General features: G+C 59.0%; 20 protein-coding genes and 1 pseudogene. 11 read left to right on the forward strand and 10 right to left on the reverse strand.

Annotated elements, in window-relative coordinates; all coding sequences use genetic code 11:
• Positions 1 to 8: 8 nt before the first annotated feature.
• The 5 genes from cydX to cydD all read right to left on the reverse strand — a co-directional run bounded on the left by cydX (position 9) and on the right by cydD (position 6,365).
• Positions 9 to 161, reverse strand: coding sequence for a cytochrome bd-I oxidase subunit CydX (cydX, locus tag ACK3EW_RS02560; protein WP_493808321.1), 153 nt, complete (start codon positions 159 to 161; stop codon positions 9 to 11).
• A gap of 14 nt (positions 162 to 175) precedes the next feature.
• Positions 176 to 1,336 carry a cytochrome d ubiquinol oxidase subunit II gene (gene cydB, locus ACK3EW_RS02565; RefSeq protein ID WP_493808322.1) on the reverse strand — a complete coding sequence of 387 codons (1,161 nt, stop codon included), beginning with the start codon at positions 1,334 to 1,336 and terminating at the stop codon, positions 176 to 178.
• 5 nt (positions 1,337 to 1,341) lie between these two features.
• On the reverse strand, positions 1,342 to 2,955 hold the full coding sequence (locus ACK3EW_RS02570) for a cytochrome ubiquinol oxidase subunit I (protein ID WP_493808323.1): 1,614 nt from the start codon (positions 2,953 to 2,955) through the stop codon (positions 1,342 to 1,344).
• A 120-nt stretch (positions 2,956 to 3,075) separates the two neighbouring features.
• Positions 3,076 to 4,737, reverse strand: a complete 1,662-nt coding sequence (locus ACK3EW_RS02575) for an amino acid ABC transporter ATP-binding/permease protein (RefSeq protein ID WP_493808324.1) — start codon at positions 4,735 to 4,737, stop codon at positions 3,076 to 3,078.
• Positions 4,734 to 6,365, reverse strand: coding sequence for a thiol reductant ABC exporter subunit CydD (cydD, locus tag ACK3EW_RS02580; protein WP_493808325.1), 1,632 nt, complete (start codon positions 6,363 to 6,365; stop codon positions 4,734 to 4,736). Before cydD ends, ACK3EW_RS02575 begins: the two co-directional genes overlap by 4 nt.
• Between cydD and ACK3EW_RS02585 the strand changes: the two genes are divergently transcribed.
• A complete protein-coding gene (locus ACK3EW_RS02585; RefSeq protein ID WP_493808326.1) occupies positions 6,332 to 6,964 on the forward strand; it encodes an RrF2 family transcriptional regulator in 633 nt (210 codons plus the stop codon). The genes cydD and ACK3EW_RS02585 overlap by 34 nt on opposite strands.
• Before the next feature lie 48 nt (positions 6,965 to 7,012).
• Here the strand turns inward: ACK3EW_RS02585 and ACK3EW_RS02590 are convergent, their stop codons facing one another.
• Positions 7,013 to 7,675 (reverse strand): peroxiredoxin, encoded by a 663-nt coding sequence (locus ACK3EW_RS02590; RefSeq protein ID WP_493808327.1) that lies wholly within the window; start codon positions 7,673 to 7,675, stop codon positions 7,013 to 7,015.
• Between the two features lie 110 nt (positions 7,676 to 7,785).
• Here ACK3EW_RS02590 and ACK3EW_RS02595 point away from each other — a divergent pair, with 110 nt between their 5' ends.
• The 5 genes from ACK3EW_RS02595 (at position 7,786) to ACK3EW_RS02615 (ending at position 12,243) form a co-directional block, all read left to right on the forward strand.
• Positions 7,786 to 8,682, forward strand: a complete 897-nt coding sequence (locus ACK3EW_RS02595) for a hydrogen peroxide-inducible genes activator (RefSeq protein WP_493808328.1) — start codon at positions 7,786 to 7,788, stop codon at positions 8,680 to 8,682.
• 208 nt (positions 8,683 to 8,890) lie between these two features.
• Entirely contained in the window at positions 8,891 to 9,271 is a 381-nt protein-coding gene (gene tnpA / locus ACK3EW_RS02600) for an IS66-like element accessory protein TnpA (RefSeq protein ID WP_493806895.1), read from the forward strand.
• Positions 9,268 to 9,615, forward strand: a complete 348-nt coding sequence (gene tnpB, locus ACK3EW_RS02605; RefSeq protein WP_037967155.1) for an IS66 family insertion sequence element accessory protein TnpB — start codon at positions 9,268 to 9,270, stop codon at positions 9,613 to 9,615. Before tnpA ends, tnpB begins: the two co-directional genes overlap by 4 nt.
• Positions 9,616 to 9,677: 62 nt before the next feature.
• Entirely contained in the window at positions 9,678 to 11,315 is a 1,638-nt protein-coding gene (tnpC, locus tag ACK3EW_RS02610) for an IS66 family transposase (RefSeq protein WP_493806894.1), read from the forward strand.
• A gap of 394 nt (positions 11,316 to 11,709) precedes the next feature.
• Positions 11,710 to 12,243, forward strand: coding sequence for an ATP-binding cassette domain-containing protein (locus ACK3EW_RS02615; RefSeq protein ID WP_493808329.1), 534 nt, complete (start codon positions 11,710 to 11,712; stop codon positions 12,241 to 12,243).
• Positions 12,244 to 12,390: 147 nt separating this feature from the next.
• Here the strand turns inward: ACK3EW_RS02615 and istB are convergent, their stop codons facing one another.
• From istB to ACK3EW_RS02635, 4 genes and pseudogenes are all read right to left on the reverse strand, one after another.
• Positions 12,391 to 13,158 (reverse strand): IS21-like element helper ATPase IstB, encoded by a 768-nt coding sequence (gene istB / locus ACK3EW_RS02620; RefSeq protein WP_493806540.1) that lies wholly within the window; start codon positions 13,156 to 13,158, stop codon positions 12,391 to 12,393.
• Complete coding sequence (istA, locus tag ACK3EW_RS02625; protein ID WP_493809682.1) at positions 13,155 to 14,651, reverse strand: IS21 family transposase; 1,497 nt, start codon at positions 14,649 to 14,651, stop codon at positions 13,155 to 13,157. Before istA ends, istB begins: the two co-directional genes overlap by 4 nt.
• A 112-nt stretch (positions 14,652 to 14,763) precedes the next feature.
• Positions 14,764 to 15,127 (reverse strand): annotated as a pseudogene (locus ACK3EW_RS02630) (transposase); the annotation flags it as partial.
• 91 nt (positions 15,128 to 15,218) lie between these two features.
• Positions 15,219 to 16,148: a LysR family transcriptional regulator gene (locus tag ACK3EW_RS02635; RefSeq protein ID WP_493808330.1), complete on the reverse strand. Its 930-nt coding sequence runs from the start codon at positions 16,146 to 16,148 to the stop codon at positions 15,219 to 15,221.
• Positions 16,149 to 16,257: 109 nt separating this feature from the next.
• Between ACK3EW_RS02635 and uraD the strand changes: the two genes are divergently transcribed.
• The 5 genes from uraD to ACK3EW_RS02660 are packed head-to-tail and all read left to right on the forward strand — an operon-like array spanning position 16,258 to position 19,947.
• Positions 16,258 to 16,833 carry a 2-oxo-4-hydroxy-4-carboxy-5-ureidoimidazoline decarboxylase gene (gene uraD, locus ACK3EW_RS02640; protein WP_493808331.1) on the forward strand — a complete coding sequence of 192 codons (576 nt, stop codon included), beginning with the start codon at positions 16,258 to 16,260 and terminating at the stop codon, positions 16,831 to 16,833.
• Complete coding sequence (locus ACK3EW_RS02645) at positions 16,830 to 17,822, forward strand: TRAP transporter substrate-binding protein (RefSeq protein WP_493808332.1); 993 nt, start codon at positions 16,830 to 16,832, stop codon at positions 17,820 to 17,822. The genes uraD and ACK3EW_RS02645 overlap by 4 nt, the downstream gene beginning before the upstream one ends.
• Entirely contained in the window at positions 17,812 to 18,327 is a 516-nt protein-coding gene (locus ACK3EW_RS02650) for a TRAP transporter small permease (protein WP_493808333.1), read from the forward strand. Before ACK3EW_RS02645 ends, ACK3EW_RS02650 begins: the two co-directional genes overlap by 11 nt.
• Positions 18,324 to 19,604: a TRAP transporter large permease gene (locus ACK3EW_RS02655; protein WP_493808334.1), complete on the forward strand. Its 1,281-nt coding sequence runs from the start codon at positions 18,324 to 18,326 to the stop codon at positions 19,602 to 19,604. Before ACK3EW_RS02650 ends, ACK3EW_RS02655 begins: the two co-directional genes overlap by 4 nt.
• Positions 19,534 to 19,947, forward strand: a complete 414-nt coding sequence (locus ACK3EW_RS02660; RefSeq protein WP_493808335.1) for an aspartate/glutamate racemase family protein — start codon at positions 19,534 to 19,536, stop codon at positions 19,945 to 19,947. The genes ACK3EW_RS02655 and ACK3EW_RS02660 overlap by 71 nt, the downstream gene beginning before the upstream one ends.
• Positions 19,948 to 19,972 lie beyond the last annotated feature (25 nt).

The following is a 19,972-nucleotide window of genomic DNA, read 5'->3' on the forward strand; positions in this document are numbered from 1 at the left end:
CCGGTCGTTCAGTGTGCGGACTTGGAATGGGTGTGGTCACCCATCGGACAGTCGCCTTCGTCCGAGAAGCAGGCGTCCGTGCGCATCTCCAGCCAGATCGCGTTGAGAACGGCGAACAAAGCGGCGAGTGGAAGTCCGAGAAGCCAGGCAAAATACCACATTGGTCAGGTCTCCTTCAGTAAACTGTGTCAGCGTTTTCAGTGACTTGTGCTTCGGTGACTTTTCCCCAGAGCACCTTGTAGACCCACGCGGTGTACATCAGGATCAGCGGCATAAAGATCGCGGTGACCACCAGCATGATGAACAGCGTCTGGTGCGAAGATGACGCGTCCCACACGGTGAGCGAGCTGTTGGGATCAAGGGTCGAGGGCAGGATGAACGGGAACATGGTCAGCCCGACAGACGAAATAATGCCGAGGATGCCCATCTTGGACCAGAGCAGGGTCGACACCTCGCGCCCGGCCTTCAGACCCAGCACTGCCAGTGCGATCCCGACAAAGCCCATGACCGGCGCAATCACGATCCACGGACGCTCTGCATAGGCCGACAGCCACGACCCATCGCGGGTCACTTCGGAATAGAGCGGATTGGACGGGCCATTGGCTGCGACTTCGCCTAAAGAAAAGCCATAAACTCCAAAGGCCAGCCACAGACCCGCCAGCGCATAGCCCGCAGCGGCAACGATCCCTGCCTTGAACCCGATGGCGCGTGCGCGTTCGGCGACCACACCTTCGGCCTTGAGCGACAGCCACGCCGCCCCGTGCATCAGCAGCATCGCCAGCGACACCACCCCAGCGAGCAGCGCAAAGGGGCGTAGCAGGCCGATGAACTTGATGGCAAAGTTACCCGGATACATCGGCATCAGGTCTTCGGTCAGGTAGAACGGCACACCTAGCAGGACATTGCCCACCGCCACGCCGAACAAGAGCGCAGGCACTGCACCACCGGCAAACAAGGCCCAATCCCAGCGCGCGCGCCATGCTGCGCCGTCGCGCTTGGAGCGGTACTTGAACGCCACCGGGCGCACGATGAAGGCGGCAAGCACAACGAACATCGCAAGGTAGAAACCCGAAAAGCTGACGGCATAAAGCGGCGGCCACGCGGCAAAGATCGCGCCGCCACCAAGGATGAACCACACCTGGTTGCCTTCCCAGACGGGGCCGACGGTGTTAATCGCCACGCGGCGTTCCACATCAGTCTTGGCGACGAAGGGCAGCAGCGCGCCAACCCCCATGTCGAACCCGTCGGTCAGGGCAAATCCGATCAGCAACACGCCCAGAAGCGCCCACCAGATCACGCGAAGGATATCGTATTCGATCAGTTCAAAGAGGATCATGTGACTTACTCGGCAGGTGTTGCAGCAAGGGTCGGAGCGGGTGTCTCGGAGCGCAGCCGCGCCTCGTGCCGTTCCTGCCAGGCATTGGTTTCTTCGACGTCCTGGAACGGGCCCTTGCGGATGTATTTCACCATCAGGCTCACCTCGATCACGAAGAGGACCGAATAGAAGATCAGGAACCCCGCCAGCGTGATCAGAAGATCAGCGATGCTCAGGTGCGATGCGCTGAGCGCTGTCGGCAGGACGCCGTCCACAGTCCAGGGCTGGCGGCCGAACTCAGCCACGAACCAGCCCAACTCGGCGGCAATCCAGGGCGTCGGGATGATGGCGACAGCAGCATAGAGCGACCAGCGCGGAAACTGCATGTTCCGAAACGAGGCGCGGTAGAAGAAATATGCCATCACCGCGATAAAGCTGAAGCCAAGCGCCACCATCAGGCGGAAGGCCCAGAACAGAGGGGCCACGCCGGGCACGGTGTCATCGGCGGCCATCTTGATCTGCTCTTCCGTTGCATCGCGCGGATCGTCGACATAGCGCTTGAGAAGCAGGGCAAACCCAAGGTTCTCGGAATGCGCTTCAAACGTGTCGCGCACGGACTGAGGCGTTGCTTCGCGCTGTTCGCGAATGGTCATCAGCGCGTCATAGGCGATGAGGCCTTCGCGAATGCGGTCCTCGGATTCAGCGACCAGATCGTTGATGCCGGGGATTTCCTTGGTCAGAGATCGTGTCCCGATCAGGCCCATCGCCCATGGGATCTCAACCGCGTAGTGGGTTTCTCGTGCTTCTTGATCCGGAAAGCCGATTGCGGTGAAGGGCGCAGGCGCGTCGTGGGTTTCCCACATCGCCTCAATCGCGGCGAGCTTCATCTTCTGTGTGTGGCTGGCGGAATAGCCCGACTCGTCGCCAAGAACGACAACAGACAACGCCGCAGCCAAGCCGAAGGCCGAGGCGACCGCAATGGACCGGCGGGCCAGAACCTTGTGCTTGTTCTGAATGAGGTAAAGCGCCGAAACGCCCAGCACGAAGACCGACGCAGTCACGTAGCCTGCAGATACGGTGTGTACGAATTTCGCCTGTGCCACTTCGTTGAACAACACGTCGAAGAAAGACGTCATCTCCATCCGCATGGTATCGGGGTTGAATTCAGCCCCGACCGGGTTTTGCATCCAGCCATTGGCAATCAAGATCCACAAAGCCGAAAAATTCGACCCGATGGCGACCAGCCAGGCCACCACCATGTGCTGCACCTTGCTCAGCTTGTCCCAGCCGAAGAAGAACAGACCGACGAACGTGGCTTCAAGGAAGAACGCCATCAGCCCTTCGATGGCCAGAGGCGCGCCGAAGATGTCGCCGACATAGTGGCTATAGTAGCTCCAATTCATGCCGAACTGGAATTCCATCGTGATGCCCGTGGCGACGCCCAGCACAAAGTTGATGCCGAACAGCGTGCCCCAGAATTTCGTCATCTGCCGCCAAATGGGGCGGTTCGTCATGACGTAGACGGTCTCCATGATCGCAACGAGGATCGACAGACCCAGCGTCAGCGGCACGAAGAGAAAGTGATACATGGCCGTCAGCGCAAACTGCATGCGCGACAGCTCGACCAGTCCGATCTCCATGAGATGCTCCTTGAATGCTTAATAATTCGCATCGGTGATGCGGATTAAGTTCTCGTATTCTGATTCTGAGATGTTTTATTTGACTCAGATCAAAAACCGGTATCGCAGATGCGAATTAATTCAGGTGATCTGCGCAGTAGGGCTCAGGGCCACGACGCGATCCGCAAAGTCGACTTCTTCCGGACGGTGCGCCGCCATAAGGATCGCCGTGTCCGGAAGTGTCCTTCTGATGCCCGCCAGCACGCGGCTGGCCAGCGGTGCGTCCAAGCCTTCGGTTGGCTCATCAAGTAAAAGCAGTTTCGGTTTGCGCAGCAGCGCCCGCGCCAGAACCAACCGCCGCGCTTCGCCACCAGACAGGCCGGCACCCCGGAACCCAAGCTGGGCGTCCAGACCGCTTTTTCTCAACGCGGTTTCGGCAAGTTGAACAGCCTCAAGCATAGTCCAGAGTTCCGCATCCGTGGCCGCAGGCGCGGCAAGTCTGAGGTTCTCTGCAATCGTCCCCGCGACCAGCGCATGCCTTTGGGGGACCATGGCAATCAGGCGCCTTCGCAGGTCAGTGTCGATCTGATCAACATCCAAACCGCCGAATTGCAACGTGCCCCGGCTGGGCGTTCCGTGCCCTGCCGCTTGCAACAACACAGTCGACTTTCCGCAACCGCTGCGCCCGGTCAGTGCGACGGTTTCACCGGGGGCGACGCAAAAGGATACGGGATCGAAAAGCGGGGTTGTGTTGGCGGGAGTAGCTGATGCAAACGCCTCTGCGACAAGTGTTGTCGCCCTGGCATTGACGCCCATCCCCTGTGTCGCAGGGGACGTGTTGATCAACGGTACAATCCGCTTTGCTGCCGCGCGCATCAGTCCGATTTCGGACAAGGCGCGAGGCACGGGGGCCACTGCTTCCGACAGCGCCAGTGCCGCGAAAATCCCAATCGCCGCCTGTGCTGCCGTGATCTCGCCTATCTGCGCCAAGTACGCTCCGATCCCAAGTGCCGAAGCAACGACGGCCCATCCCATCAGGTCAAGCCAAAGCCCCGTTTCGCGCTCGATCCGCTCAACGTAGGATTGGTTCTTGGACTGGTAATCTGCCGCTCTTTCAACGCCTGTTCGTGCGGCTTGAATCTGCCCGAATACGATTAATTCTTCCCGCATTGTGATCAGGTCGATGATGCGACTCCGCAGCGCCTGCATACCTGCCTGCGCTTTGCGTGATGGCCTATCCGCCCGGGCTTGCCCCCAGAAAAAGACCAGTGTGGGTCCAATGCCGTAACCCACCGCGATGAGCACCGCGATTATCGGATGAACCAGCAGTGCAATTGCCAAAGCGGTCCCGCCGATCACCAGCAACCCCGCCAACCCGGGGAGCACAAATCGCAAAGCCAAACCGTCGAGCGCGTCGATATCCGAGGTCAAGCGGTTCAAAAACACGCTGGCCCGCAAGCGTTCGATCTGCCGGTAAGGCGACATCAGAACACCGCGTAGCAATCGCACTCTGAGGTTCGAAAGGGCGCGTAAGGTCGCGTCATGGGTGGTCAACCGCTCTCCGTACCGGGCAGCCGTACGGCCCAAGGCAAGGAACCGTACCATCGCCGATGGAGCGAACACGTTGAAAATCGTCCCCATTCCAATCAACCCGGCAGCGGCGGCGGCTGTGATAAACCACCCCGACAATGCCAGCAGAGCGACCCCCATAAGCAACACCGTCACGGACAACGCCATCCCTTGGGCAAAGGCGCGGCGCTCTCCGGCTAGGAGCACACGGATGATCTGGAACAACGACCTCATGACTGTGCCTCCAGCCGTATGACCTTTGGCATCCGCTCCATCAGGCGCGGATCATGCGTCGTGGTAATCAATGTGCCGCCGCCAGCCACATAGGCGAGCAAGGCATCAATGATGTCATGCGCAGTGTCGGCATCGAGATCGGCCGTCGGCTCATCAGCTAGGAGGACTGCTGGTGCTCGGTTCAAAGCGCGCGCAAGCATCACCCGTCGTGCTTCGCCACCTGACAAGCCCGCGCCGGTTTCCCCCAAATGTGTCAGGTCCTTATTCGGCAAGATGGCGACGACTGTGGTCACCTGCGCGAGGCTTAGGATTTCTTCATCCAAAGGCGCGCCAAAGCCGATATTGTAACGCAGGCTGCGCCCCAGAAAGCGGGGCGTTTGCTGCATCCAGCCCACAGCGGCGCGCCATACGTCGGCGTTTGTATCCGTCAGAGGTGCGTCATTCAGCAGAACCGCCCCGTGCGTCGGCTGTTCCAGTCCGGCAAGCATCCGCAAAAGGGTCGTCTTTCCGACACCACTCGGTCCGCTGATGGCAAAGCTGTCACCGGACAGGATATCCAAATCGGGAAAACGCAATGTGCGGTCGGGATGGTCAACCTCCACATCCCGCAGTCTCAGGCTCTGGAACGCGACAGCCGGTGCCTGATCCCCTTGGCCCAGCATCTCTCGGCGGCTTTCTGCACGCCATGATGCCAAGTCCTCCTGTACCGCGTCGGCTGTGGATTTGTCATGCCAAGCGGCTGCCAAATCGCGCAAGGGTTGGAAGAAATCTGGGGCCAGAAGAAGCAGGTAAATCCCCGCAAATGGCGTGAGAGGTGCCCCCCATGTGCCCCAGCTGATTTCGCCCAAAAGCGCAAAGCCCACCCATACGGCGATCATCGCCACACCCAGCGCCGAGAAAAGCTCGAGCACGGTAGACGACAGGAAAGCGATCCGCAGAACGGCCATCGTCTTATGTCGAAGCGTGTCTGACGCCGTTGCAAACCCGTCGATCACTTGCGGACCGGCACCGATCAATGTGAGGTCCGCCAGCGCTGCCAATCGGTCTGCAAGCAGGTCGTTTAATGACCCGATCTCGACCATCTGTCGCGCGCTGGCCTCTTTTGCGGCCCAACCGACCAAAGCCATGAACACCGGGATCAGCGGACCTGCCGCGAGCAGAACTACTGCCGCAGCCCAGCTGTGCCATGCGGTGATCGCAAGGATGATCAATGGCACAACCATGACCCGCATGCGGGCCGGGGTATAGCGCAGTAGAAACGGACGCAGCGCGTCGAGTTTCTCGGTCGATAGAGCAGCAATTGACCCCGCACCACCAAAGCGGGAACCGACATCGGTTGCGGATTCTGTGGCAACAATCTCGTGCCGCAAGCGCTGGATGTGGGCCTCCGCCGCCAAACGCAGTGCTTCCTGTGCCTGCCGTGCCAGCAGCGCCCGCAGTACGCCTAGGCCAAAGAACGCGAGTGAAGCCCCCCATACATTGACGTCTTCGCCAACCAACAGCGCGGCCAGAACGTGAGCGATCACCCATGCCTGCGCAAGCCAGATCAGGTTGGCCAGAACAGACAGCACTGTACCCAATCGGGCAGTGGGTGATGAAAACGTCTTTGGCTTTTGAAGCTGGCGCATGGTCCGCTTTCTGTTCAGAGCTTCTGGTCTATTACGGCATGATCTTTGGATTTGACGTGATCTGGATCAAAGAAACTGGTATCTGTGATATGGAATATCAGTGGGTACGTGAAGGAAACACCATGCGTCTGACGACCCGTACCAATCTTGCCGCGCGCACCCTGATGTTCTGTGCGGTCAATGACGAACAGCTTGTGCGCACATCGGACATTGCAGTACGCTGCAATGCCTCGACCAACCATGTCGCGCGGGTCGTCCAGCAACTCCAGGCCGAGGGTTATCTGGAGACCCTACGGGGGCGCACTGGCGGTATCCGTCTTGCCAAGCCCGCCAACCGGATTTCGATTGGTGCGGTGTTCCGCATATTCGAAACCGACATCCCATTTGCCGAATGCTTTGACGAAGTCCGCAACACCTGCCCCTTGGCCGCAACCTGCCGCCTGCGCGGTTATGTCGTGCGGGCGCTTGAGGCGTTTTATCACGAGCTGGACATGGTGACGCTCGAAGATCTCGTGCTTGGCAATTGCGGGTTGATGGATTTGCTTGCAATGCGCCCCGACATGTCTGCGTCCTGTTCGAGCCGCACCGCTTCCGCCTGACTGGTGCGCTCTTCCCTGTCATGCAGGGAAGAGCACAGCCCATGACACTCAGAGCGCTTTTGTCGAGAAGTACCAATCTGTGGTCTCATACCCCTCAGACATACGTGCCTCGGCGGCATCGGTCGTTTGCGGCGTCGGAACGATCACGTCCTGACCGGGTGTCCAGTTTTCCGGGGTCGCCACCTTGTGGGTATCTGCGGTCTGAAGCGCTTGGATCAGGCGGTAGAACTCGTCAATTGACCGACCATTGGTCATCGGGTAGTAGACCATCGCTCGCAGGATGCCATCGGGGTCGATGATGAAGGTCGCGCGCACGGCTTGTGTGTCCGACGCCCCAGGCTGGATCATGCCGTAGTCCTGCGCCACTTTCATGTCGAGGTCGGCGATGATCGGGAAGCGGATGTTGACGCCAAAGCTGTCCTTGATCGACCGCACCCATGCGATGTGGGCGTAGTGACTATCGATGGACAGGCCAAGCAGTTCCGTGTTCAGCGCGGCGAAGTCATCGGCGCGGCGCGCAAAGGCCATGAATTCAGTGGTGCAGACCGGGGTAAAGTCGGCCGGGTGCGAGAACAGGATCAGCCATTTGCCGCGATAATCCGCCAGCGATTTCCGGCCATGGGTGGTCAGCGCATCGAAGGCCGGCGCGGGTTCGTTGAGGCGGGGCAGGGTAACCTGAGCCTGGGATGTGATTTCGGTAACAGCGTTCATTGTGGTCTCTCCTGTGATTTGTCTGAGACCGAGATAGACACTCTGGATATATTCTGGAAATTGAATTAAACGAGCTTGGTAATTGGAAATTACGATAACCAAGGGAGAGTATGACGACGCTTCGCCAAATGCGGTTCCTTGTGGCCCTGGCTGACACGGAAAACTTCTCGCGCGCTGCCGAGATTTGCAACGTCACGCAATCGACCCTGTCGACCGGACTCAAAGAGATGGAGGCGCGTCTTGGTGTGAAAGTCGCCGAACGCAGCACCCATTCCGTTCTGATGACGTCAATCGGGACCACCCTCGCAGAGCGGGCCCGAGAGATCCTTGCAAAAGTGACCGATTTCGAAGCCGCCGCACAGGCCGAAACCTCGGCAGGCATGACGCAGCTCAGACTTGGTGTGATCCCGACCGTCGGTCCGTTCTTGCTGCCCCGTGCCTTGCCGGGATTGCGGGCGGCTTGGCCAGAGATGCAGATATACTTGCGCGAAGAATTGACCGAGTCGCTGTTGGCAGGTCTGACGGATGGGCGTTTGGACGTGATCATCATCGCTTTGCCACATGACCTGCCGCCGCAGGTGGAAACGATGCTGCTGTTCGAGGACGATTACAGCCTTGCGACACCCCGTGCGCACCCATTGGCGAACCTTTCGCGGGTCGAAGGATCCGATCTCACGGGGCGTCGTCTGTTGCTTCTTGAACGCGGCCACTGCTTGCAAAAGCACGCACTGTCGAGTGTCCCGGGCGTCGCGCTGGAAGAGGACACGTCCTTCGCCGCCACCAGTTTGCCGACACTGGTCTCGATGGTCGAGGAAGGCATTGGCGTCACCCTTCTGCCGAACCTTGCAATTGATGCGGGGCTGACAACAGGACATGACCTACACCTGTCACATCTTGAGGGGGCTACCCCGCGTACGATCGTTCTTGCCTGGCGCCGGAGCAGCCCACAGGCCGACATCTTTCGCAAGTTCGGAGAGTACTTGCTCAGAGCAAGAGACGGCGCTTGATAGTTATTCAGTGAGAATTGGGGCATTCCTAGAACAAAAATTGCACTAAAAATAAATCTGGAGTTCAGCAGGATTTGTGTCTGCTTCCGCTCCCAACACGCGTTCCAACGTAACCGCGCCATTGGCACCGCCTGCCTGAGGTTGGTGCGGTGATCTAAGACACGTGTTTAACTACGTCGTTAGCGACGTGTCTTATGCGGGGTCCCTGATGCGTGGTGAAATTCTTGGGATGGAGCGGCGGCGCTTCTGGCGTGATGAGGACAAGCTCGAGATCATCATGTCGGTCGGGGTTGGTGGCACAACGGTGACGCAGGTGGCGCAGCGCCATGAAGTGACGCGGCAGCAGATTTACGCTTGGCGGCACGACCTGAAGAAGAAGGGTCTGTGGTCGCCGGAGGCCGGGGCGCTTTTCTACCCTTTGGATATGCCAGTGGCGGCTGGAGTGCCGACAGCGCAGGATACGGCCGCTGAAACGTCGCCACCGGTTGCGGTTGAATTGCGTTTGCGTGGCGGCCGTAGTTTACATTTTGAAAGCACGATTGATCCGACTGCACTGTCGGTGCTGATCCGCGCGGTGGACGCCGCATGATCGGTCCCGGCACTGGTGTGCGTGTGTATCTGGCGTGTGGTGTCACGGATATGCGAAAGGGAATCGCGGGGCTGGCCGCTTTGGCGCAGGATGTGTTGCGTCAGAAACCAGCCAATGGTGCGGTATTTGCGTTTCGTGGGCGACGCGGGGATCGTATCAAGCTTCTGTTCTGGGATGGCCAGGGGTTTTGTCTCTACTACAAAGTCTTGGAGCGTGGCCGCTTCCCCTGGCCGAATGCTGCGGATGGGTCGATGCGGCTAACATCAGCACAGCTCGCGATGCTGTGGGAGGGGATCGACTGGAGACGTCCGGATTGGGGCGCTCCGCCAGCGCGCGTGGGGTAATTCTGCGCACGAATTATCGTTATTTATATGGCGCTTGAGCCTGTTTTTTGGTAGTCAAGCGCATGTCTGAACCTGCTGAAAACCTGCCTGATGATCCCGCTGAATTGCGCGCTATGATCGCTGCTCTACAGGCTGAAAACCTGCGGATCGCGGCAGAGAACGCCAAGATATCGGCCACGCTACGGGTTCACGACCAGCTGGTGCAAGCCCTGCGCCTACGGATCGCCAAGCTTCAGAAACTGGCCTTCAGCAAATCCTCGGAAAAGATTGAGCGCGAGATCGAACAGCTGGAACTGGCGCTTGAAGACCTGCTGGTTGCCGTGGCCGAAGACGATGAAGCGCCAATCGACGAAGGGCCGGATGAGCCATCAGCGGAAGCTGCCGATGCGCCCACTTTGCGCCGCAAGCCACGTGTCTCGGATGCGACCCCGCGCGAACGCCGTGAACTGGACCCCGGTGCCTGCTGCCCCGACTGTGGCGGCGATCTGCGTGTGGTGGGTGAGGATGTCAGCGAACTGCTGGACATGATCGCCGCTCAGATGAAGGTGATCCAGATTGCCCGGATCAAGAAATCCTGCCGCCGGTGTGAGCGGATGGTGCAGGAACCAGCACCCAGCCGTCCGATCCCCGGCAGTATTGCAGGGCCGAACTTGCTGGCCCATGTGCTGGTCTCGAAGTTCGACGACCACCTTCCGTTATATCGCCAGCACGAGATCTTCGCCCGCATGGGAGCAGACATTCCCGAAAGCACGCTTGTTGGCTGGTGCGGGCGAGCCATGAAGACCTTACAGCCGCTCATTGTACGGATCGAGGCGGACATCATGGCCAGCGACCTGCTGCATGCGGACGACACCCCCATCCGGGTGCTTGATCGCAGCATGCGCAACAGAGGGCTTGGCAAGGGTGTCAAGCAGGGCCGGATCTGGGCCTATGTGCGTGATCAGCGACCCTGGGCCGGGGCATCACCACCGGGTGCTGTCTATCGCTTTGCGCCAGACTGGAAGGAAGAGCACGTCCTCAGTCATCTGTCCGCAGCGCAGGGCATTCTTCAGGCCGACGGCTACAAAGGGTATGCCAAGCTTTACGCGCCAGAGCCTGACGGCACAGCCCGTTTGCGGGAGGCCGCCTGTTGGGCGCATCTGCGGCGCGACTTCCATGACTTTTGGACCTCAACCAAATCCGAGATCGCTCGCGAGGCGCTCGACCGGATCGGAAAATTCTACGACATCGAGCGCGATATCAACGGTCAGCCCGCCAACGTCCGCTATGCGGCACGTCAAAAACTTACCAAGCCCAAGGTCGAGGCTTTCTTTGCTTGGTCTGAACAGCAGCTTCTGCGCATCCCCGGCAAAAGCGATCTAGCCAAGGCGTTCCGCTATGGCCTCGCGCGGAAGGAGGCCTTCAGCCTGTTCCTGAACGACGGGCGTGTGGCCATCGACAACAATCCGGCCGAACGCGCCCTGCGCCCGATTGGAATAGGACGTAAAAACTGGCTCTTCGCGGGCGCAGATACCGGCGCGGAAACCCTCGCGCGCGCGATGACGGTCATTGAAACGGCCAAGCTGAACGGTCTTGACCCGCTGGCCTATCTTGCTGACATCCTCGACCGCATCCACGATCACAAGATCAACCGGCTTGATGAATTGCTGCCTTGGAACTGGGCGCCGATCGCATCCGTGAAGAACAGTCAAGCCGCGTAAGCTGCGGTATCAATGGCGTGGTTACGTTCCAACGCACGCGCAGCGAAGGTCTTCTTCTCGACCCTTCTGCTGGATGTCGTGGACGGCCCTCAGGAGACTTTCACCCGACCTTGCCACGCCGCAGTGCAGCTTCACGAGAGCGGTCATCCATGTTTAGCGCAGCGTGTGACCGCACCTGGCGCGGGATCATTGGTCCGGGTGTTCACCCTATCCAGCCAATTCGCGTCCGTTTTCTCGTCAACGAAACTCCGTTCCCAAACCGTGTGACCGCACGCCAGTATGCTGGAGAAGGCCGACTTTCGCTCGCGATCTTTTCAGGAGCCTATCGACTAATTCGACGCCTGCTGTACCTTGCGGAATGCCAGTGAACCCGCATCAATCCCGGACGCCGAAAGTGGACACCGAAAACCCAGACCTTGCGATCCATGCCCGTGGGCTCGTGCGCCGCTACGGGGATCTGACCGCCGTGGGGGGGATCGACCTCGAGGTGCCGCGCGGCATGATTTTTGCCGTGCTGGGACCGAACGGCGCAGGAAAGACCACGTTGTTGCGGATCTTGGCCACTTTGACTCCCGCCGATGCTGGAAGTGCCTCGGTGATGGGCCATGACATCGCCACCGCGCCCGATAAGGTGCGTTTCTGCATCGCGATGACGGGCCAGTTTGCCTCGCTCGACGAGGATCTGACGGGCCGCGAAAACCTGGTGATGCTGGCCCGTCTTTGGGGATTTCGGTCGGGTCTGGCGCGGGGGCGGGCGGACGAATTGCTGGACGCGTTCGAGCTGTCGGCAGCGGCGCGCAAGCAGGTCAAGGATTACTCTGGCGGAATGCGGCGCAGGCTTGACATCGCGGCGTCGCTGATCGTGACACCCGGGGTCTTGTTTCTGGATGAGCCAACGACAGGACTGGACCTGTCAACGGCGGAGTAAAATTAGGCCACGGGGCGGCGCAAAACTGGGCCACTTTGGGTTTACGCGGGACGCGGGTGATGAGCGGCGGCCAGTCAGCCGCGCTCTCCATGTAGCTGGCGGGTGACTGGCCGCCTTGGACCGTCAGGTCCAAGTCTGGGCTTTGGATCAGTTGATGTTTTCGCCGGGCTTGCGTGCGCGGCTTTGCGCGAGGCGATAGCTTTCGCCGTTCATCTCGAGGATGTTGACGTGGTGGGTCAACCGGTCGAGGAGCGCGCCGGTCAGCCGCTCGGTGCCGAAGGTCTCGGTCCATTCATCGAAGGGCAGATTGCTGGTGATCAGCGTGGCGCCGCGCTCGTAGCGCTGGGAGATCATCTCAAAAAGCAGCTCGGCGCCGGTCTTGGACAGGGGCACGAATCCGAGCTCGTCGATGATCAGCAGCTTCACGGCAGCCATCTGCTTCTGGACGCGCAGCAGCCGACGTTCGTCTCGCGCCTCCATCAGCTCGTTGACCAGCGCGGCGGCGGTGGTGAAGCTGACAGACATGCCCTTCTGGCAGGCTGCCAGTCCCAAGCCCAGTGCAATGTGGGTTTTGCCGGTTCCGCTGGGCCCGAGGGCGATCACGTTCTCACGCCGGTCGATCCATTCGCAACGCCCCAGTTCCAGCACCTGCATCTTGTTCAGCTTCGGGATCGCCTTGAAGTCGAAGCTGTCGAGGCTTTTGGTGGCCGGGAACTTCGCGGCCTTGATGCGGCGCTCGACCATCCGCCGCTCGCGGTCAATGAGTTCCAGTTCCACGAGGCGCGACAGGAACTGGACATGGTCCAGTCCTTCGGCGGCGCATTGACGCGCAACCTTCTCGTGCTCCCGCAAGAATGTGGGCAGCTTCAGCGTCTTCAGATGGTGGGCAAGCAGGATCTTCGGGGCCTCGGTCATTCCGCCGCCTCCGACATCAAGGCCATGTAGCTGGCCGCCCGCGTCGTCTCGACATTCGCCCGCGGCAAGTAGGGGTAGACATCGAGATCAAGCCTCGGGGGGCGCTTCTCCACCTGACAAAGCACGAGGTGCTTCACGGCGTCGAAGCCGACCGCGCCCAGCTTCAGGGCCTTCTTCACGGCGGCATGCAGGTCATCCATCTCGAAGGTCTCGAGCAGACGCAGCACCTGCACATACTCGCGGCGCCCCATCTTGAGCATGCGCGCCTCCATCAGGCGGCGCAAAGTCTGGAACTCTTCGGGCAGGTCCCATTCCGCCAAGGGTGCGGCCTGGTCCAAGGCATTGATCTTGCGCTCGATCAGCGGGAGGTAGTGAACCGGATCAAAGATCATGTCCTCGCGATCGTAACAGCGCGGGTGTCGGGCGATCACCTCCCCGCGACAGCCGATCACGACCTCATCGACATAGCCGCGGATCCAGACATCCTGGTGGCCATAGGCGACCGGGACCGAGTAATCGTTGGTGTCATAGCGCACGAGAGACTGCGAGCTGACCCTGCCGCCCGCTTGGTCGCAGGCGTCGAACGGGGCGGCAGGCAGGGGGCGCATCGCGACCAGATCGCGCTGCAACCTCTCACCGATCGTCTCCTTGTGACCCCGAAGAATGCGCGTCAGGCGTGCGCGGCACTGCCCTTCAAGGTCTGCGTTGAAATCGTCCCAACTGGCAAAGTGGGGGATCGGCACCATGTGGTTGCGGCGGGCGTAGCCGACCATCCCCTCGACAGCGCCCTTGTCGTTCCCCTTCCCGGGCCGACCATAGCGATCCCGAAACAGGTAATGCGACTGCAAGCCGCTGAACAGCGCGGCGCGGATGCGCGTGCCGTCCGGTTGGATCTTCGACACCAGGCAGCGGTCGTTGTCGTAGAGCACCGACTGCGGCACCCCGCCGAAGAAGTCAAACGCGCGGACATGGCCGTCTATCCAGGCCTCCGCCGTCGCCGCTGGATAGGCCCGGACGAAATAGGCATCGCTGTGCGGCAGGTCCATGACGAAGAAGTGCGCCTTCTGCTCGACACCGCCGATGACGACAACCGCTTCGCCAAAATCGGCCTGAGCATGGCCCGGCGGATGAGCCAGCGGCACAAACATCTCCCGGGTCCGCCGCTCGCGATCACGCACGTAATCCTTGACGATCGTATAGCCTCCGGTGAAGCCGTGCTCGGCCTGAAGCCGTTCCCATATCCGCTTGGCCGTATGACGCTGCTTGCGATGCACGACCTTGTCGGCTTCAAGCCAGGCGTCAATGAACTCGGTGAACCCGTCCAGCTTCGGCCGCCTGATCGGCTTGTCCCGCCGGTAGCCAGGCGGCACCGAAAAGGCCAACATCTTATCAACCGTCCCACGCGAAATGTTGAAATGCTTCGCCGCCGCCCGCGCGCTCATGCCCTCGGAACACGCCAAGCGAACCTTCTTGTAAAGTTCCACGGTATAGATCTCCCCGCCCTCCCTGCCGATGCAAGAAGGGAAAAGTGGCAGGATTTTACTCCGCCCGCAGCGAGACTATCCCGCCGCTACCATGGCCTAATTTTGCACCGCCGTTTCCACCAAGTTCCTGCCGTACATGGTCGATGCATGTGCGGCGACGTGAAGGATGAGACCATTGTCCACCATTGGTCCGAGGACAATGGTCGAATGAAGTTTCCCTTTGCTGCCTCGGTCAGGATCAGCTTGTCCAGCGTGAGATCGGAGACCGCTCGCCGCAATCGCTGGTTCTCCTTCTCCAGCTCCTTCAGACGAGCGAGTTGAGGTCGCTGCATCCCACCATAGAGCTTCCGCCATCACTAGTACGTCTGCTGCGTCACGCCGATCTGGCGCACAGCCTCAGCTATCGTCGCGCCTTGTCCTTGCAGAACTTCAACCTGCCGAAGCTTCGATACAATCTCTTCGGGTTTATCTCGTTTTCCAGCCATCGCTGATCCTCCAATTGAGGGACAAATCTATCCCAGTTGGTCGACCACTTTCAGGGGGCTATTCCATTGCGACATGTTCATTTTCTGGCTATCAAACCTTCTCTCGAACAGCAGTAAGCAATGTTTGTGCTTCATCCGCTAGAATATCACCTACCATCATTGTAATCCGTGGCAGAACGCGCCGAGAGTTGACTGCGACACTGATACTTTGTGCGGGTATATTTATCCCCGATACGGAAATCCCGACCAAACGGCCATCCAACAGCTCGGGTGCTGCGTCCATTTCAGACGTCAACGCGATGTGGTTTCCTTCGACCACCAAATGCTTGAGCAATTGCAACGAGTTGGTCACGACAGGTGGCGGACCGTCTGAAAACATCCATGAATGTCGCGCTTCGAGAATACGCCGGATCGGCAAGGCCCGACTTTGAACCACGATGGCGTGATTGCGCACATCATTCAACGTCACCTTAGAGCCATCAGCCAAGGCATGATCAGGTCCGGCAACACAAAATAGCGGCAGATCGGCGGACCACACGACATGTAAATCGCGCTGTGGTCGAAGATTAAACGCGAGCGCAATGTCACAACTCCCGTTTTCCAAAGCACTGACAGCATCATCGGGTGTGGCCACGTCGACGTCGATCCGCACGCGGGGATAGTCCGCGGCCATCCGTGCCAGGAAACGCGGCACAAGACCATTGACCAAGCTGTCCATGGCGAGAATACGGATATGGCCCAGATCGACACCCTGCATCTGCTTAATATCGGACAAAATTTGGTTCTCGTCTGCGTTCCAGCGCCGGGCCAGAACCACAAACATTTCGCCCGCAGGCGTGATCGACATGCCTGTGGTCATCCGGTCAAACAGCAGGACGCCCAACCTGTCCTCCAAAAGCTTGATTTGCCGATCAATCGCAGAGGCGGCGATCCCGATCGCTCGGGATGCGGACTGGATCGAACCATGATCAGCGACCGCTTCAATATATTGCAGGGCGCGAGGCGTCAGATGAAGGGACATGGACGAAAACCTAATTTTTCGAACGATTGATTGCCGATAATGTCATGGATTGCAATGCAAGAAGATAGCTACGCTATGTTAACCGATCAATAATCGAGATTCGAAATCGATGAACACCGCCCTCGACATCCTCAACTCTGCTCCGCGCAACGCAGCGATCGCGATGATGACACCCTTGGTGGAATTGTCGGACTGGGTCTGTGCTGCTACGGTTGATTTACGACCTTTCAAAACCCACGCTGCTCTGGCCGGTGCGCTCGTCGAAACAATCCTCCAGGCGAGCCCGGCACGCCGCACTGCGATGTTTAAAGTCCATCCGGAGCTTGCTGGAAACGAGGCCGTAGAGGGGATCATGACCCCCGCATCGCAAAGCGAGCAGGGTCGCCTCGGACTTTTGAATTTGGCCCATGAAGACATGACCCGTTTGACCTGTCTCAATGCAGCCTATCAGACGCGCTTTGGCTATCCGTTCATCATCGCTCTGCATCGGGTCGCAGACCTCAACATGCTTTTCAAGACATTTGAACGACGCCTCACCGCGACTGAAACCGAAGAACACATTACAACGCTGGCCGAGATCGCGTCGGTGATCTGTGCCAGAACTGCCAAGGCTTTCGGGCCTAATGCACTCCACGCTGATATCCCCACGCTTTCCTCAAACGAACCAATGGAGCAACTGCCATGACGCTATTCAATACACTTCTAACCACCTCTGCCTTCGCGCTGATTGCCGCCTCTGCACAGGCACAAGAGGTTATCCGCGTCGCGGGCAACTTCGCCACCGAACATTCCTCATCGCTGGCGATGGTCAAGTTCGAAGAAGAACTCGAGCGCCTCTCTAACGGTGCTATCGATGTCAATATTTTCCCTGCCCAGCAACTTGGTGGCGCCGCTGAAAACGTCCAGGCCGTCAAGATCGGGGCGATCGAACTGATGTGGGTCGGCACAGCCTATCTCACTCGGACCGTACCCGAATTGCAAGTCATCGGTTTGCCGTTCCAGTTTCCGGATCGCGAAACCGCATTTGCCATTGTGGACGGGCCCGTCGGCGTGGCGCTGGATGATAAGCTTGCGACTGAGGGTCTGACGTCGATGGGTTACATGGAACTTGGGTTCCGCCAGCTCACCAACAACGTCCGTCCGATCGAAACGGTCGAGGACATCGCCGGGCTCAAGATCCGCCTTCAGCCGAACGAAACGCATTTGGCGACCTTCCGCGCGCTTGGTGCCAATCCCGTCGCCATGGACGTCAAGGAATTATATTCGGCACTCGAGCAGAATGTCATTGACGGCCAAGAGAACCCTTTTGCGATTATCAACGTTGCGGGCTATGCTGAGGTGCAGGAATACGTGTCCAACACCGGTCATTTCTTCGATTTCATCTCGGTTGTCGGCAACAAAGAATGGTTCGATGGCCTTGATGCTGACACCCAAGCCATGGTTGTCGAAGCCATGAACACCGCGGTCGCTTATCAGCGCGAACTGGCGGCCGAACAGGACGCTGCGGGTCTTGGGATGCTTACAGAAAAGGGCATGACCTACACGGAAGTGTCGCCAGAACTGGCTGCTGCCCTGCGCGAGAACACCGCCGGTGTTGCTGCTGAGACCAAGGCGCGTCTTGACGCAGGTCTGGTCGAACTGCTGGACGCGGAAACAGACAAGCTTGGCATGTGATCCCTTGATACTGGATCGTATCCTGACCTCGACACTGACGCGCGCCGATACCGGCGCGCGTTACCTCGTGATCGTTGGTGCGGCGGCGATGGTCATCGTTGTGTCGGCGCAAGTGGTCATGCGCTACGTGTTCAACGGATCATTCGACTGGGCAGACGAAGTATCGCGCATCGCATTTGTCTGGACGATTTTTATCGCAATCCCCTTGGGCATCCGTGACGGTACCCACGTTGCGATTGAACTGTTGGTCAAGCGCTTCCCGCAACGGCTGCGCAGCCTTCTGGCCCGCGTGACAAACGGATTGGCGGCTTTGATGATGATGCTGGTCTTCTGGACCTCGATCATCGTGGCATTGGCCACGTGGTCCGAGCGGTTGGGCGCAATCAACGTAACATCCAGCGTCTTTTTCTTTCCAGTCATCTTAGGGTCACTGCATGCCGCCCTACACTTGACGCAGATGGCCCTGTTTCCACCCGATCCCAATTCACCGGAGCTTCCGGCATGAGCCTTTTCGTCATCTGCGCATTCCTCTTGCTGGCATTTTTGGGAATGCCACTGGCATTTTCGCTGGGCGTTTCGGCGCTGGCGGGACTTTGGATGGCCGGGTTTGACCTGCTGATCCTGCCGCCGCGGTTGATGAATGCTGTGAACTCGTTTCCGCTGATGTCCATTCCTTTGTTCATGGTCGCTGGCGAATTGATGCTGAAGGGCGGGATCATGGACCGGCTGATTGACTTCGCCAATGCCTTCATCGGGCGTGTGCGCGGAGGCCTTGCGCAGGTTGCCATCATATCGGGCGCGGGCCTTGCATCTGTGTCTGGGGCGGCTGTCGCAGATGCCTCAGCGTTGTCCTCTACACTGGTGCCGTCCCTCAGAAAGCAATATGGTCTCGGGTTCTCATCGGGTATTGTTGCGGCGGCGGCAAACCTCGGGCCGATCATCCCGCCCTCGGGGGCGATGATCGTGTATGCTTTCATGGCGGGGTCCAGTGTGTCGGTTGGCGGGCTATTCATGGCAGGTGTCGTCCCGGGACTTATCTTGTTTGTAACTTTTATGGGTTTGTGTTGGTTGATAGCTTGGAAGCGGGATTATCCCCTCTCCGGCAACCCCATCACCTTGAGCAATATCCTGCGAGAACTGCGCCGGTCGTTTTTGGTTTTCCTAATGCCCGTCATCGTGATCGGTGGGATCGTCGCTGGAGCTTTCACCCCGACCGAAGGTGCGGCCATTGGCGTGTGCTACGCATTGTTTCTCGGTTTCTTCGTAACGCGCCAGTTGAAACTCAGCGATCTGCCTGACGTTCTTCTGACTGCGGCAAAAACCTCTGCGTTGGTCGGTGCGATGATCGCCTTCGCCTCAACGGTCACGTTCCTTTTCACCATCGATATGCTGCCGTTCAAGCTGGCGGGGCTGCTTCAGGGGATTACGGACAATCCGTTCGCCTTTCTCTGCTTGATTGCAGTAATGCTCCTGATTGTCGGCATGTTCCTTGAACCTAACGCCGCCTACATCATGCTGGTGCCGCTGTTTCACCCGATTGCGATGCAATACGGGATTGATCCGCTGCATTTTGGCTTTCTCTTCGTGCTCAACCTCGTGATCGGCATGCTAACGCCGCCTGTGGGCGTGGTCCTGTTCGTCGTCTGTGGCATCACCGGGGTGAAAATGGGCGAGCTGGTCCGTGAAAGCTGGCCGTTTATCGTGGCGATGTATGCTATCTTGTTTCTTTGCATGGTATTTCCCAGTGTCGTCACATGGTTGCCGGAACGAATGGGCTACTGATGCGCCTTTTGATAATCATCCCAACACGACCGGGTCGCTGACCGAGTGGCTTGCAGCCTCCGCATTGGCCTTGTTGCCTGCGAACGTCACGCTCCTGCCAGATACGGCCCGTCATGGCTGTCCTTATATTTCGTCTCGCGCAGAGACGAAGATCGCTGGCAGGCATGTTCTGGAAATTTTGGCCGAGAAGCGGATGGATTGTTATACGGCAATCATTTCCGCATTTGGCAATCCCGGCTTTCTGGCAGCGCGTGAACTCTTTGACCTGCCGATCACAGGCACGACCGAGGAGTCCATGTTCATGGCACTGTCTCTGGACCAGCGGTTTGCGAGTTATGGCTGAATCTGGTGTCTGGGCGGTTTGAATG

The organism is Marivita sp. NO-S04 (assembly GCF_059070475.1).

What these genes read in the sequence shown, in the direction of transcription:
- cydX (WP_493808321.1), bottom strand. Translation starts at nt 161, where the DNA reads ATGTGGTATTTTGCCTGGCTTCTCGGACTTCCACTCGCCGCTTTGTTC.
- cydB (WP_493808322.1), bottom strand. Translation starts at nt 1,336, where the DNA reads ATGATCCTCTTTGAACTGATCGAATACGATATCCTTCGCGTGATCTGG.
- ACK3EW_RS02570 (WP_493808323.1), bottom strand. Translation starts at nt 2,955, where the DNA reads ATGGAGATCGGACTGGTCGAGCTGTCGCGCATGCAGTTTGCGCTGACG.
- ACK3EW_RS02575 (WP_493808324.1), bottom strand. Translation starts at nt 4,737, where the DNA reads ATGAGGTCGTTGTTCCAGATCATCCGTGTGCTCCTAGCCGGAGAGCGC.
- ACK3EW_RS02585 (WP_493808326.1), top strand. Translation starts at nt 6,332, where the DNA reads ATGAAAACGTCTTTGGCTTTTGAAGCTGGCGCATGGTCCGCTTTCTGT.
- cydD (WP_493808325.1), bottom strand. Translation starts at nt 6,365, where the DNA reads ATGCGCCAGCTTCAAAAGCCAAAGACGTTTTCATCACCCACTGCCCGA.
- ACK3EW_RS02590 (WP_493808327.1), bottom strand. Translation starts at nt 7,675, where the DNA reads ATGAACGCTGTTACCGAAATCACATCCCAGGCTCAGGTTACCCTGCCC.
- ACK3EW_RS02595 (WP_493808328.1), top strand. Translation starts at nt 7,786, where the DNA reads ATGACGACGCTTCGCCAAATGCGGTTCCTTGTGGCCCTGGCTGACACG.
- tnpA (WP_493806895.1), top strand. Translation starts at nt 8,891, where the DNA reads ATGCGTGGTGAAATTCTTGGGATGGAGCGGCGGCGCTTCTGGCGTGAT.
- tnpB (WP_037967155.1), top strand. Translation starts at nt 9,268, where the DNA reads ATGATCGGTCCCGGCACTGGTGTGCGTGTGTATCTGGCGTGTGGTGTC.
- tnpC (WP_493806894.1), top strand. Translation starts at nt 9,678, where the DNA reads ATGTCTGAACCTGCTGAAAACCTGCCTGATGATCCCGCTGAATTGCGC.
- istB (WP_493806540.1), bottom strand. Translation starts at nt 13,158, where the DNA reads ATGACCGAGGCCCCGAAGATCCTGCTTGCCCACCATCTGAAGACGCTG.
- ACK3EW_RS02635 (WP_493808330.1), bottom strand. Translation starts at nt 16,148, where the DNA reads ATGTCCCTTCATCTGACGCCTCGCGCCCTGCAATATATTGAAGCGGTC.
- uraD (WP_493808331.1), top strand. Translation starts at nt 16,258, where the DNA reads ATGAACACCGCCCTCGACATCCTCAACTCTGCTCCGCGCAACGCAGCG.
- ACK3EW_RS02645 (WP_493808332.1), top strand. Translation starts at nt 16,830, where the DNA reads ATGACGCTATTCAATACACTTCTAACCACCTCTGCCTTCGCGCTGATT.
- ACK3EW_RS02655 (WP_493808334.1), top strand. Translation starts at nt 18,324, where the DNA reads ATGAGCCTTTTCGTCATCTGCGCATTCCTCTTGCTGGCATTTTTGGGA.
- ACK3EW_RS02660 (WP_493808335.1), top strand. Translation starts at nt 19,534, where the DNA reads ATGCTATCTTGTTTCTTTGCATGGTATTTCCCAGTGTCGTCACATGGT.